Here is a 12243-nt window from a genome sequence, read left to right as displayed (position 1 = left end):
ACTCTACAAACGAACAGCGGAAAGGTTTCACCAGTCGAAACCGCCGTCAACCATGGGAAAAACGTCCCCGGATGACTATCTGTCATTGCCCCGAGGCGCTCCGGTGAGGGAAAATGCCCTCCTTTTTTCCGTTTCAATCTATTCACACCCAGGAGATCAGCGATGCCTAGCCGTCGTGAGCGTGCCAACGCCATTCGTGCCCTCAGCATGGATGCCGTGCAAAAAGCCAACAGCGGCCATCCCGGTGCCCCTATGGGTATGGCAGATATCGCCGAAGTGCTTTGGCGCGACTACCTCAAGCACAACCCGAGCAATCCATCGTTCGCCGACCGTGACCGCTTCGTGCTGTCCAACGGCCACGGCTCGATGTTGATCTACTCGCTGCTGCACCTGACCGGTTATGACCTGTCGATTGACGACCTGAAACAATTCCGTCAATTGCACAGCCGCACGCCGGGCCACCCGGAATTCGGCTACACCCCGGGCGTTGAAACCACCACCGGCCCGCTGGGTCAGGGTCTTGCCAATGCCGTCGGTTTTGCGCTGGCAGAAAAAGTGCTGGCCGCGCAGTTCAACCGTCCGAACCACAACATCGTTGACCATCACACCTACGTGTTCCTGGGTGATGGCTGCATGATGGAAGGCATTTCCCACGAAGTCGCTTCCTTGGCCGGTACGCTGGGCCTGGGCAAGCTGATCGCTTTCTACGATGACAACGGCATCTCCATCGACGGCGAAGTCGAAGGCTGGTTCACCGATGACACGCCGAAGCGTTTCGAAGCCTACAACTGGCAAGTGATTCGCAACGTCGACGGTCACGACCCGGAAGAAATCAAGACTGCCATTGAGACTGCTCGCAAGAGCCCGCTGCCGACCCTGATCTGCTGCAAGACCACCATCGGTTTCGGCTCGCCGAACAAGCAAGGCAAGGAAGATTGCCACGGTGCCCCGTTGGGTGACGCGGAAATCGCTTTGACCCGTCAGGCGTTAAACTGGAACCACGGCCCGTTCGAAATCCCGGCCGACATTTATGCCGAGTGGGATGCCAAGGAAAAAGGTCGCGCTGCCGAAGCCGAGTGGGATCAGCGTTTCGCTGCTTACTCCGCAGCCTTCCCGACCGAAGCCAACGAACTGATCCGTCGTCTGAGCGGCGAGCTGCCAGCCGACTTCTCGGAAAAAGCCTCGGCTTATATCGCTGAAGTGGCTGCCAAAGGCGAAACCATCGCCAGCCGTAAAGCCAGCCAGAACGCCCTGAACGCGTTCGGCCCGTTGCTGCCAGAAGTACTGGGCGGCTCGGCTGACCTGGCCGGTTCCAACCTGACCCTGTGGAAAGGCTGCAAAGGCGTCAGCGCCGAAGATGCCAGCGGCAACTACATGTACTACGGCGTGCGTGAATTCGGCATGACCGCGATCATGAACGGCGTGGCCTTGCACGGTGGCCTGGTGCCTTACGGCGCGACCTTCCTGATGTTCATGGAATACGCCCGCAACGCGGTGCGCATGTCCGCGCTGATGAAGCAGCGTGTGATCCACGTCTACACCCACGACTCCATTGGTCTGGGCGAAGACGGCCCGACTCACCAGCCGATCGAGCAACTGACCAGCCTGCGCAGCACACCGAACCTCGACACCTGGCGTCCAGCCGATGCCGTTGAATCGGCCGTGGCCTGGAAAAATGCGTTGGAGCGCAAGGACGGCCCGTCGGCGCTGATCTTCTCGCGTCAGAACCTGCAGCATCAAACCCGCGATGCCGGTCAAATCGCCGACATCAGCCGTGGCGGTTACGTGCTGAAGGACTGCGCTGGCGAGCCAGAACTGATACTGATCGCTACCGGTTCGGAAGTCGGTCTGGCCGTTCAGGCCTACGACAAACTGACCGAACAAGGCCGCAAGGTACGCGTGGTTTCCATGCCGTGCACCAGCGCGTTCGACGCTCAGGATGCGGGTTACAAGCAATCGGTTCTGCCGTTGCAGGTCAGCGCACGTATCGCGATCGAAGCGGCTCACGCCGACTTCTGGTTCAAGTACGTGGGCCTGGAAGGTCGCGTGATCGGCATGACCACTTACGGTGAGTCGGCGCCGGCGCCAGCGCTGTTCGAAGAGTTCGGCTTCACCCTGGAAAACATCCTCGGTCAGGCTGAAGAACTGCTGGAAGACTGATCCAGAAAAGATGTCGTCTGGACTGACAAGCCTGCTTCCACATTGGAATGCATTTTCCTGTGGGAGCGGGCTTGCTCGCGAAAGCGCCGGTTCGGGCAATATCGCGTTAACGGATTCACCACGGTAATCGAGAACCCCATGCCTCAACCGCGTCCTTACAAAGTTGCACTCAACGGCTACGGCCGGATTGGTCGTTGCGTCTTGCGTGCGTTGTTTGAGCGAGGCGAAAAGGCCGGGTTTGAAATTGTCGCAATCAACGATCTGGCCGACATGGCCAGCATCGAATACCTGACACGCTTCGACTCCACCCACGGCCGCTTTCCGGGCGAAGTGAGGGTTGAAGGCGATTGTCTGCATATTAATGGCGACTGCGTGAAGGTTCTGCGCAGCGCCACCCCCGAAGGCATCGATTGGGCGTCGCTGGGCGTCGATCTGGTGCTCGAATGTTCCGGTGCCTATAACACCCGTGAAGACGGTCAGCGTTTTCTCGACGCCGGCGCGCCACGCGTGTTGTTCTCGCAGCCGATGGCCAGCGAGGCGGATGTCGATGCCACCATCGTTTACGGCGTCAATCAGGATTGCCTGACCGGTGACGAACTGTTGGTATCCAACGCATCCTGCACCACCAATTGCGGCGTGCCGCTGTTGCGTTTGCTGGATAAAGCGATTGGCCTCGATTACGTGTCGATCACCACGATTCACTCGGCGATGAACGATCAGCCGGTGATCGACGCCTATCACCACGAAGACCTGCGCCGCACCCGTTCGGCGTTTCAGTCGGTGATCCCGGTGTCCACCGGTCTGGCGCGTGGTATCGAGCGCCTGCTGCCGGAACTTGCCGGACGAATCCAGGCCAAAGCCGTACGCGTGCCGACGGTCAATGTGTCGTGCCTCGACATCACGATGCAGACCGCCACGGCGACCGACGCCAATGAAGTCAACCGGATCCTGCGCGAGGCGGCCACCAGCGGCCCGCTCAAAGGCCTGCTGGCCTACACCGAGCTGCCGCACGCCAGTTGTGATTTCAACCATGACCCACATTCGGCCATCGTCGATGCCAGTCAGACCCGTGTTTCCGGCCCCAAACTGGTAAACATCCTGGCCTGGTTCGACAACGAGTGGGGTTTTGCCAACCGAATGCTGGACGTTGCAGAACACTATCTGCAAACAGCAACTTCAAAAAAACCGTAGGAAGTGCGACCCATGACCGTGTTGAAGATGTCCGACCTCGATCTGCAAGGTAAGCGCGTATTGATCCGCGAAGACCTCAACGTCCCAGTCAAGGACGGTGTTGTCACCAGCGATGCGCGTATCCTGGCTTCGCTGCCGACCATCAAGCTGGCCCTGGAAAAAGGTGCGGCCGTGATGGTCTGCTCGCACCTTGGCCGTCCGACCGAAGGCGAGTTCTCCGCCGAGAACAGCCTCAAGCCAGTCGCCGACTACCTGAGCAAGGCCCTGAACCGCGAAGTGCCGCTGGTTGCCGATTACCTGGGCGGTGTTGACGTCAAGGCCGGCGACATCGTGCTGTTCGAAAACGTACGCTTCAACAAGGGCGAGAAAAAGAACGCTGACGAACTGGCCCAGCAATACGCCGCGCTGTGCGACGTGTTCGTGATGGACGCCTTCGGCACCGCTCACCGTGCCGAAGGTTCGACCCACGGCGTGGCCAAGTTCGCCAAGGTCGCCGCCGCCGGCCCGCTGCTGGCCGCTGAACTGGACGCGCTGGGCAAAGCCCTTGGCGCGCCGGCCAAGCCGATGGCTGCCATCGTTGCCGGCTCCAAGGTGTCGACCAAACTCGACGTGCTGAACAGCCTGAGCCAGATCTGCGATCAACTGATCGTCGGCGGCGGCATCGCCAACACCTTCCTCGCCGCAGCCGGTCACCCGGTCGGCAAGTCGCTGTACGAACCGGATCTGCTCGACACCGCACGCGCCATCGCTGCCAAAGTCAGTGTGCCGCTGCCGGTTGACGTGGTGGTTGCCAAAGAATTCGCTGAAAGCGCCGAAGCGACCGTGAAACTGATCGCCGACGTCGCTGCCGACGACATGATTCTGGACATCGGCCCGCAAACTGCAGCCAACTTCGCCGAACTGCTGAAGTCGTCGAAAACCATTCTGTGGAACGGCCCGGTCGGCGTGTTCGAATTCGACCAGTTCGGCAACGGCACCAAAGTGCTGGCTCAGGCCATCGCTGAAAGCTCGGCATTCTCCATCGCTGGCGGTGGCGACACTCTGGCTGCGATCGATAAATATGGCGTGGCTGAGCAAATCTCCTACATTTCCACCGGCGGTGGCGCGTTCCTCGAATTCGTCGAAGGCAAAGTGCTGCCCGCCGTTGAAGTCCTGGAAAGCCGGGCCAAGGCCTGAGGCCGCCCGTTTGGCCAGGCAAAGGAGTGGTCACATGGTCAAGTCGTTAGCACTGTTGTTGCTGACCGGTACGCTGGCGGCCTGCGGGAGTAACCCGAAGGCCGAAGCGACACCGGCACCCAGCGATTCGCAGAAGGGCTGTTATCAGGCCGACTGGCAGGCCGAAACCAACCCGGTGCTGAACAAGCGCTCGGGGCCGGACGGTCTGGACAAATACGAGACGCAAACCCCGGCCAAGGAACATGGTTGTCCTTGACGGGTCTGACTCTTTAACTCAGGGCTGGCGGCGTGCGCCGTCAGTCGAGGAACACGGATGAAAGGCTTGATCGCCATCACGGCGTTGGCAATGTTGGGCGGATGCGCACAGATGAACCTGTTTCAGTCGTCCGCGCCTGTGGATAACTGGACGACCTGGACTTGCGATAGCCAGGCCAAAGTGTTGTGGCGCTACGCCGATGCCGGCCAGAAGGAAGTCGACGTTCGACTGGGTGGCGGTGATCAGGTTTATCGCCTGAAAGAAGAGCCGGGCGCCTCCGGCACGTTGTACAGCGACGGCATGCTGGCGTTTCACATCAAAGGTAATGAAGGCCTGGTCTACTGGGTCGCTACCAATGATCTGATCGGTCGGGGCTGCAAAGCCGAATAAAACAGAATTTGCTTTATCGAATCACCAGACCGGGCCTCAACCCCCCGATCTGCAATCACTTGAATAGCCGCCGCCGCTCCGGCAGGCTGGCACGATTAACGACCCAAACCGGGAGAGACACACACAATGGCACTTATCAGCATGCGCCAGATGCTGGACCACGCAGCCGAGTTCGGCTACGGCGTTCCAGCCTTCAACGTCAACAACCTTGAGCAGATGCGCGCCATCATGGAAGCCGCTGACAAGACTGACTCCCCGGTGATCGTTCAGGCTTCGGCCGGCGCTCGCAAATACGCAGGTGCCCCTTTCCTGCGTCACCTGATCCTGGCCGCCATCGAAGAATTCCCGCACATCCCGGTGTGCATGCACCAGGATCACGGCACCAGCCCTGACGTCTGCCAGCGCTCGATCCAGCTGGGCTTTAGCTCGGTGATGATGGACGGCTCCCTCGGCGAAGACGGCAAGACCCCGACCGACTACGAATACAACGTCCGCGTGACCCAACAAACCGTGGCCATGGCTCACGCCTGCGGCGTATCGGTTGAAGGCGAGCTGGGCTGCCTGGGTTCGCTGGAAACCGGCATGGCCGGTGAAGAAGACGGCATCGGCGCTGAAGGCGTTCTGGATCACAGCCAGATGCTGACCGACCCGGAAGAAGCCGCTGACTTCGTCAAGAAGACTCAGGTCGACGCTCTGGCCATCGCCATCGGCACCAGCCACGGCGCCTACAAGTTCACCAAGCCACCTACCGGCGACGTGCTGGCCATCGATCGCATCAAGGAAATCCACAAACGCATCCCGAACACCCACCTGGTGATGCACGGTTCGTCCTCGGTGCCACAAGAGTGGCTGGCGATCATCAACCAGTACGGCGGCGACATCAAAGAAACCTACGGCGTGCCAGTTGAAGAAATCGTCGAAGGCATCAAATACGGCGTACGCAAGGTCAATATCGACACCGACCTGCGCCTGGCATCCACCGGCGCAATGCGTCGCCTGATGGCCACCAACCCGAGTGAATTCGACCCACGTAAATTCTTCGGCGCCACCGTAACCGCGATGCGCGACGTATGTATCGCTCGTTATGAAGCGTTTGGTACTGCGGGCAATGCTTCGAAGATCAAACCGATCTCTCTGGAAGCGATGTTCCAGCGTTATCTGAAGGGTGAGTTGAACGCGAAGGTTAACTGAACCTGAGCGTTAAGCTGATTTGAAAGAAACCCGCCGAGAGGCGGGTTTTTTTTGCACAAGCCGGCGGATTCTGGCGTAGCGGTAGGCAGCGACGCAAGTTGTTGTAGGCTTCGAGACGTTACCCGGACTTCCTTTAAACAGCAGTCTTAAACGATCACGTCGCTGTTATTTATCGTGATCAATATCCAGTTTGCTAAACGTCACCTGCCCACCCTCACTCGTATACCCGGTGTTGTCCTGCACATACACCCCGGCCTTGAAATACAACGGCCTGTTGCGCCACGTCGCGCTGATTTGTGAATCCCACTGATACCCCGCTGCACTGATCCCCAGCGCACCGCCCGGGCTGAGGTGGATGAGGTAGTTGAACTCGTTATCCAGTTTGATCCCGGTGGCGAGGGTAATGACGCGGCTTTCATCGTCATCGGGGTGCATGCGCACTTTGATCACCAGGTTGCCGGTTTCGGTTTTGGTCTTGTACTGGTACTCGAGTTTGACCAGCGGCTTCTGGCTCTCGTAGGCGTGGATCTGGCCGATGACGATTTTGCCGGAGCTGGGCACTTTGTTGACGGACAGCGTTGCGCGCAGCAGGTTGTCGGCGTCGGGGTAGTACCAGTTGCGCAGGGTGCCGTTGCTGTAGGTTTCGCGCAGTTCGGTGCGCGGGTAGATGGCGTTTTCGGTTTTTGACCCGGTAACCGGTGACCAGAAGAACAAGGTGCCGGTGTCGGAATGGAAGTATTGATCCTTGAAGCCGTTCACCAGTTTGGAGGTTTCGACGGTGTAGGGCGGGCTGCCAACGGGAACGCTGAGGTTCCAGGTTGCGAGATCGATCATGTCGGTTCTTCCACTCAAGTTTCACTGCACGCGCGTGCCAGAAGCTCTAGCCCGCGGGTTTCTGGGGCGGCCTTTATAAGCGTAGAGGGAGTTTTTGTTAACGCCCGTTTGGCAGATGATTGACGTCAACATCCTGTCGAAATGCCATCTATCCCGGTTTTAGCGGGCTGCAGCGCTGACCGTTAGTCGGCTAATCGGCTGTTTGACTAAGTGATGGCGCTGTGACAGCTACTGCTTTTGTCGATCCGCGACTAGAGTGAAGGCTCAGTACGTGTACGGTTTTGACCGGAAAACCGCCTGAAGTCCCGACAAGAGAAGCAGCATGGAATGCGCGCACCCCGAGCCAGTTGAAGGCAGCTCTGTCCTTTTGATCGTTGATGATTACCCTGAAAACCTGATCAGCATGCGCGCGTTGCTGCAACGCCAGGACTGGCAGGTCATCACCGCTGCCTCCGGTTTCGAGGCACTGAGTCTGTTGCTTGAACACGAAGTCGATCTGGTGCTGCTGGATGTGCAGATGCCGGGCATGGACGGTTTTGAAGTCGCGCGACTGATGCGCGGCAGCCAGCGCACGCGCCTGACCCCGATTATTTTTCTCACCGCCAACGAGCAATCCCAGGACGCCGTGATCAAGGGCTACGCCAGTGGCGCGGTGGATTACCTGTTCAAACCGTTCGACCCACAGATTCTCAAACCCAAGGTTCAGGCATTGCTGGAACATCAACGCAATCGCCGCGCCCTGCAGCGCCTGACCCATGATCTGGAAGTGGCGCGTGCTTTCAATGCATCGGTGCTGGATAACGCCGCTGAGGGAATTCTCGTCATTGGCGAGGACGGTTTGATTCGTTTCGCCAACCCGGCGATTTCCCGGTTGTTGAATGCGCCGGTGAAGGAACTGGAGGGCCAGGAATTTCTCGATTTCCTGCAGAAACCGCACATTGCGCACTGGGCTGAATCCGAGTTTCAGGCCAGCTACAAACGGGGTGAGACCCTGCGCCTGCACGATGCGTTGTTGCGCACCGCGCCGGGCCAGCAGGTGCCGGTGGCGTTGTCCTGCGCGGCGTTACCCTCCGAGCAACGCGCGATGGTGGTGACAGTGCTGGACATGTCGGTGGTGCGCCATCTGCATCAGCAACTGGAGTTTCAAGCGGTCACTGACCCGCTGACTGGGCTGCTCAATCGCCGAGGCTTTTACCAGACAGTGGAAAACCTGTTGTTGCGCGGCGAACGCAGCGACAGCAGTTGGGTGTTGCTGTACCTCGATCTCGACGGTTTCAAACGGGTCAACGATTCCCTTGGCCATGATGCCGGCGACCGAGTCTTGCGCTGGGTTTCCGAACAATTGAAAGCGTGTCTGCGACCGTTCGATATCCTCGCGCGGATGGGCGGCGATGAGTTCACCGCGCTGCTGGATCTGGAGTTTCCCGAGCAGGCGGCGAAAATTGCCGAGAAGCTCATCGAGCGCGTGTCGATCTGTCAGCAAATCGAAGGACTGGATATCGCTCTCGGCGCCAGCATCGGCATCGCCACCTATCCGGATTGCGGTTCGAACCTCGACGGACTGCTGCGCGCTTCGGACATTGCCATGTACGAGGCCAAGCGCGCCGGCCGGCAGCAATATCGTTTCTACGACCATGAAATGAACGGACGTGCGCGCTCGCGATTGATGCTTGAAGAAAGCGTGCGCAGCGCCATCGAAAACCGTGATTTCAATCTGGTTTATCAGCCGCAGGTGGCAATCGACAGTGGCCAGATACGCGGTTTCGAAGCGTTGTTGCGTTGGCAGCATCCGAGCGTCGGTGATGTGCCGCCGGGGTTGTTCTTGCCCTTGCTGGAAGAGGCGCGGCTGATCAGTCGGCTCGGCAGCTGGATTTATCATCGCGGCGCCGGTCAGCGCAAAGCCTGGGAAACCTTGTTCGCCGAAGATCTGGTGCTTGGCGTAAGCCTGAGCAACACGCAGTTCGGCATGCCGAATCTGGTCACTGAATTGCGCCAGGTCATGGAGCGGCATTCACTGCAGCCGCGCCAGCTGGAGGTGGAAGTCACCGAAGAAGCGTTGACGCAGAATCCTGATGAAACCCGCAAACAGCTGCGTCTGCTGCGCAATCTCGGTGTGCGGGTGGCGCTGGATGATTTCGGCTCGGGGCCGTGTTCGCTGGCGCATCTGCGCGATCTGGAACTCGATACGCTCAAGCTTGACCGGCATCTGATCGCGAAACTGCCGGACTCTTCGCGCGATGCCTCGCTGGTGCGCACGGTGATCGACCTGTGCAAGCAATACGGTTTGCTGGTGATCGCCGAAGGTGTCGAAACCATCGAGCAATATCAGTGGCTGCAGGCCAACGGCTGTGAGTATGTGCAGGGCTTCCTTGTCGCACGTCCGCTGATGGCTGAAGACGCCGCCACGTTTGCCGAACCGTTTGACTGGAGCGCGCTGCCCGGTTGAATTCGCTACACTGGCGCACCTTTTTTCGATCCGTGTCGCCCGTCCATGACTGTGTTGAAGTACCTCCAGGCCTATCCCGCGCAATTGCAGGATCAAGTGCGCCAACTGATCGCCGAAGGGCGTCTGGGTGAATACCTGAACCAGCGTTATTCGGGGCGGCACGATGTGCAGAGCGACAAGGCGTTGTACAGCTACGCGCTGGACCTGAAGCAGGAATACCTGCGCAACGCCCCGGCCATCGACAAAGTGCTGTTCGACAACCGCCTCGACCTGACTCACCGCGCCCTCGGTCTGCACACCACGGTGTCGCGGGTGCAAGGCGGCAAGTTGAAGGCCAAGAAAGAGATTCGTATCGCCTCGCTGTTCAAGGAGGCCGCGCCTGACTTTCTGAAAATGATCGTCGTGCATGAACTGGCGCACTTCAAGGAATCGGATCACAACAAAGCGTTCTATAAATTGTGTGAACACATGCTGCCGGGGTATCACCAGGTCGAGTTTGATCTGCGGGTGTACCTGACGTGGCGGGACATGCAGTAAAAAACAGTCGCAACCAGGAAGGTGTGGATGGACGTCAGCAAGACGAAAAGCAGTTTCTATCGCCGTTTGTATGTGGCGTACCTGATCGACAGTGGCCTGGCTGCGAGTGTGCCAGCGTTGACCGACGTGACCGGCATGCCGCGACGCACCGCGCAGGACACGATTGCGGCGCTGGCGGATCTGGATATCGTCTGTGAATTCGAGCAGGAAGAGGGCGCACGCAACCATGCGGGGCGCTATCGGATTCGTGAGTGGGGGGCGATTGATCGGGGGTGGATCGAGCGTAATTTGCGGCAGATCAAGGCAGTGCTGGAATATCCCTAAAAGCCCCTCACCCCAGCCCTCTCCCAGAGGTAGAGGGGGCCGATTGGGGGATATTGGAGAGCTGCACCGACCTGAAAGTATTGCTGTGAATCCGTAATCGACTCGGTTTTTCAGGTCGGTGTATAGCGCAAGACACCACGGTCAGTCCCCTCTCCCTCCGGGAGAGGGCTAAGGTGAGGGCTGTTCAGGCACGGCGCATCCCGATGTGCGGAATGTCATCCTCCAGATATTCCTCACCCGCCACGACAAATCCGTACTTGCCGTAATACCCCTGCAAATGCGCCTGCGCCGACAGATAGATCGGCATCTGTGGCCAATGCTTCTCGGCTTGTTTCAGCGCCTGTTCCATCATTTCGTGGCCCAGCCCCTTGCCGCGCCCCTGCGGTGCGGTGAGCACTCGGCCGATCACTACGTCGCCGCCCTGGGATTCCGGATCCAGCAGGCGCAGGTACGCCATCAACTGGTTATCTTCCCAACCCATCAAGTGGTAGGTGTCGCCGTCCAGATCCTGGCCGTCGAGGTCGGGGTAGGCGCATTTCTGCTCGACCACGAACACTTCCGAACGCAGTTTCAACAGTGCGTACAACTGTTCTTTGCCCAAATCACTGTGATGTTTGCAAACCCACTCGATTGTCATTTTCCAACTCCTTGAACGCGTTGCCCGATACTAAGCGCACGCGTCGCGGATGTCTGTATGGCGTAAGAGTCTGTGATAAAGGTCAAAATGCCATCATTCCTTTCTCGCAGTACGGTCGACTTTGTGTAATCTGCTGGTGAGCGCTGTGCATGGGCTCCATTGAGCTAATGTTAGTGCCTGGGTTTTGCCGGTAAGGGGCCTTGGGGTTTTGACTGAAAAACACGCCGGGCGGCCCGCCCGCTAAGGATTTTCAAGCATGCCGCGATTGCATCGAGCCTTTGCTTTGATCGGATTGCTCCTGCTGGCTCAAACCGCCGCAGCGGAGAAGCTGCGGTTGGTGTTTGATATCTGGCCGCCCTTTACCGATGACACGCTGGTCAATGGCGGTCTGGCCACCGATATCGTCAGTACGGCGCTGGCCCGGGCCGGTTACGCCAGCGGTTATGAGCAAGTGCCGTGGGCGCGGGCATTACTGGGCGTAGGTGAGGGGCGTTATGACGTTTTGGTCAACGCTTGGTACAACGACGAACGCACAAAACTCGGGCAGTTTTCCGCTGAATACCTGCTCAACCGCATCCGCTTTCTCAAGCGCAAAGACACGCCCCTCGAGTACAACAATCTTCAACAACTGCACACGTATCCGATTGCGGTGGTGCGCGGTTACGCCTACTCGCCGCCGTTCGATGCTGACACGGCGTTGCAGAAAGTCCCTGTGCACAACTTCGCCATGGCCGTGCGCATGCTCGCGGCGGATCGGGTCAAGCTGACACTGGAAGATGAATACGTCGCGCGCTATTACTTGGCGCGGGAATCGCCGAGGGTGCGCAATTCCGTGGAGTTTCTGCCCAAGCCGCTGAGCGAGAACAGCCTGCACATATTGGTCAGCCTGAAGAACCCGCAGCATGAGCAGATCGTGGCGGGGTTCGACAAGGCGATTGCGGCGATGAAGGCGGATGGCAGTTATGACAAATTGCTGCGGCAGCATGGGATGTGAGGGCTGATCCAGAATTTTCTGTGTGGCTGATGGCCCTTTCGCGAGCAAGCCCGCCCCCACATCGGATTCGAGTCGTTCATAAATCCACTGTGGGAGATTCTATGTTT

At 58.8% G+C, this 12243-nt stretch carries 12 protein-coding genes; 10 read left to right on the top strand and 2 right to left on the bottom strand.

Annotated features, from left to right (window positions below):
* Positions 1-162 precede the first annotated feature (162 nt).
* From tkt to fba, 6 genes are all read left to right on the top strand, one after another.
* Positions 163-2160: a transketolase gene (gene tkt, locus F2P67_RS15570; RefSeq protein WP_166221429.1), complete on the top strand. Its 1998-nt coding sequence runs from the start codon at positions 163-165 to the stop codon at positions 2158-2160.
* 138 nt (positions 2161-2298) lie between these two features.
* Complete coding sequence (gene epd / locus F2P67_RS15565) at positions 2299-3351, top strand: erythrose-4-phosphate dehydrogenase (RefSeq protein ID WP_093429868.1); 1053 nt, start codon at positions 2299-2301, stop codon at positions 3349-3351.
* Between the two features lie 12 nt (positions 3352-3363).
* The gene (locus F2P67_RS15560; RefSeq protein WP_166221427.1) at positions 3364-4527 is read left to right on the top strand and encodes a phosphoglycerate kinase; all 1164 of its coding nucleotides are present in this window, start codon (positions 3364-3366) and stop codon (positions 4525-4527) included.
* Between the two features lie 34 nt (positions 4528-4561).
* Complete coding sequence (locus F2P67_RS15555; protein ID WP_166221426.1) at positions 4562-4783, top strand: hypothetical protein; 222 nt, start codon at positions 4562-4564, stop codon at positions 4781-4783.
* A gap of 57 nt (positions 4784-4840) precedes the next feature.
* Positions 4841-5173, top strand: coding sequence for an MliC family protein (locus F2P67_RS15550; RefSeq protein WP_166221424.1), 333 nt, complete (start codon positions 4841-4843; stop codon positions 5171-5173).
* A gap of 126 nt (positions 5174-5299) precedes the next feature.
* Complete coding sequence (gene fba / locus F2P67_RS15545; RefSeq protein WP_003229012.1) at positions 5300-6364, top strand: class II fructose-bisphosphate aldolase; 1065 nt, start codon at positions 5300-5302, stop codon at positions 6362-6364.
* Positions 6365-6529: 165 nt separating this feature from the next.
* Here fba and F2P67_RS15540 read toward each other — a convergent pair whose 3' ends face one another.
* Positions 6530-7198, bottom strand: coding sequence for a polysaccharide lyase family 7 protein (locus F2P67_RS15540; protein WP_166221422.1), 669 nt, complete (start codon positions 7196-7198; stop codon positions 6530-6532).
* A 322-nt stretch (positions 7199-7520) separates the two neighbouring features.
* On the opposite strand from F2P67_RS15540, the gene F2P67_RS15535 reads away from it, so the two are divergent.
* From F2P67_RS15535 to F2P67_RS15525, 3 genes are read left to right on the top strand one after another with little or no spacing between them, the layout of a single operon-like run.
* On the top strand, positions 7521-9644 hold the full coding sequence (locus F2P67_RS15535) for a putative bifunctional diguanylate cyclase/phosphodiesterase (protein ID WP_166221420.1): 2124 nt from the start codon (positions 7521-7523) through the stop codon (positions 9642-9644).
* Positions 9645-9689: 45 nt separating this feature from the next.
* The gene (locus F2P67_RS15530; RefSeq protein WP_166221418.1) at positions 9690-10181 is read left to right on the top strand and encodes a M48 metallopeptidase family protein; all 492 of its coding nucleotides are present in this window, start codon (positions 9690-9692) and stop codon (positions 10179-10181) included.
* Between the two features lie 27 nt (positions 10182-10208).
* Positions 10209-10505, top strand: a complete 297-nt coding sequence (locus F2P67_RS15525) for a winged helix-turn-helix domain-containing protein (RefSeq protein WP_127647867.1) — start codon at positions 10209-10211, stop codon at positions 10503-10505.
* 184 nt (positions 10506-10689) lie between these two features.
* Here F2P67_RS15525 and F2P67_RS15520 read toward each other — a convergent pair whose 3' ends face one another.
* The gene (locus F2P67_RS15520) at positions 10690-11142 is read right to left on the bottom strand and encodes a GNAT family N-acetyltransferase (RefSeq protein WP_166221416.1); all 453 of its coding nucleotides are present in this window, start codon (positions 11140-11142) and stop codon (positions 10690-10692) included.
* A 256-nt stretch (positions 11143-11398) separates the two neighbouring features.
* Between F2P67_RS15520 and F2P67_RS15515 the strand changes: the two genes are divergently transcribed.
* On the top strand, positions 11399-12136 hold the full coding sequence (locus F2P67_RS15515) for a substrate-binding periplasmic protein (protein WP_166221414.1): 738 nt from the start codon (positions 11399-11401) through the stop codon (positions 12134-12136).
* Positions 12137-12243 lie beyond the last annotated feature (107 nt).

Origin of the sequence: Pseudomonas atagonensis (assembly GCF_011369485.1) — a bacterium.
In the GTDB taxonomy this organism is placed as follows: Bacteria; Pseudomonadota; Gammaproteobacteria; order Pseudomonadales; family Pseudomonadaceae; genus Aquipseudomonas; species Aquipseudomonas atagonensis.
Note: the sequence above shows the minus strand (reverse complement) of the source record. Positions and strands in the feature narration are given on the sequence as shown.

Excerpts from the sequence above, each read along its gene's own strand:
- F2P67_RS15560 (WP_166221427.1), top strand. The coding sequence starts at position 3,364 with ATGACCGTGTTGAAGATGTCCGACCTCGATCTGCAAGGTAAGCGCGTA.
- F2P67_RS15530 (WP_166221418.1), top strand. The coding sequence starts at position 9,690 with ATGACTGTGTTGAAGTACCTCCAGGCCTATCCCGCGCAATTGCAGGAT.
- F2P67_RS15515 (WP_166221414.1), top strand. The coding sequence starts at position 11,399 with ATGCCGCGATTGCATCGAGCCTTTGCTTTGATCGGATTGCTCCTGCTG.
- tkt (WP_166221429.1), top strand. The coding sequence starts at position 163 with ATGCCTAGCCGTCGTGAGCGTGCCAACGCCATTCGTGCCCTCAGCATG.
- F2P67_RS15555 (WP_166221426.1), top strand. The coding sequence starts at position 4,562 with ATGGTCAAGTCGTTAGCACTGTTGTTGCTGACCGGTACGCTGGCGGCC.
- F2P67_RS15520 (WP_166221416.1), bottom strand. The coding sequence starts at position 11,142 with ATGACAATCGAGTGGGTTTGCAAACATCACAGTGATTTGGGCAAAGAA.
- F2P67_RS15550 (WP_166221424.1), top strand. The coding sequence starts at position 4,841 with ATGAAAGGCTTGATCGCCATCACGGCGTTGGCAATGTTGGGCGGATGC.
- epd (WP_093429868.1), top strand. The coding sequence starts at position 2,299 with ATGCCTCAACCGCGTCCTTACAAAGTTGCACTCAACGGCTACGGCCGG.
- F2P67_RS15540 (WP_166221422.1), bottom strand. The coding sequence starts at position 7,198 with ATGATCGATCTCGCAACCTGGAACCTCAGCGTTCCCGTTGGCAGCCCG.
- F2P67_RS15535 (WP_166221420.1), top strand. The coding sequence starts at position 7,521 with ATGGAATGCGCGCACCCCGAGCCAGTTGAAGGCAGCTCTGTCCTTTTG.
- fba (WP_003229012.1), top strand. The coding sequence starts at position 5,300 with ATGGCACTTATCAGCATGCGCCAGATGCTGGACCACGCAGCCGAGTTC.
- F2P67_RS15525 (WP_127647867.1), top strand. The coding sequence starts at position 10,209 with ATGGACGTCAGCAAGACGAAAAGCAGTTTCTATCGCCGTTTGTATGTG.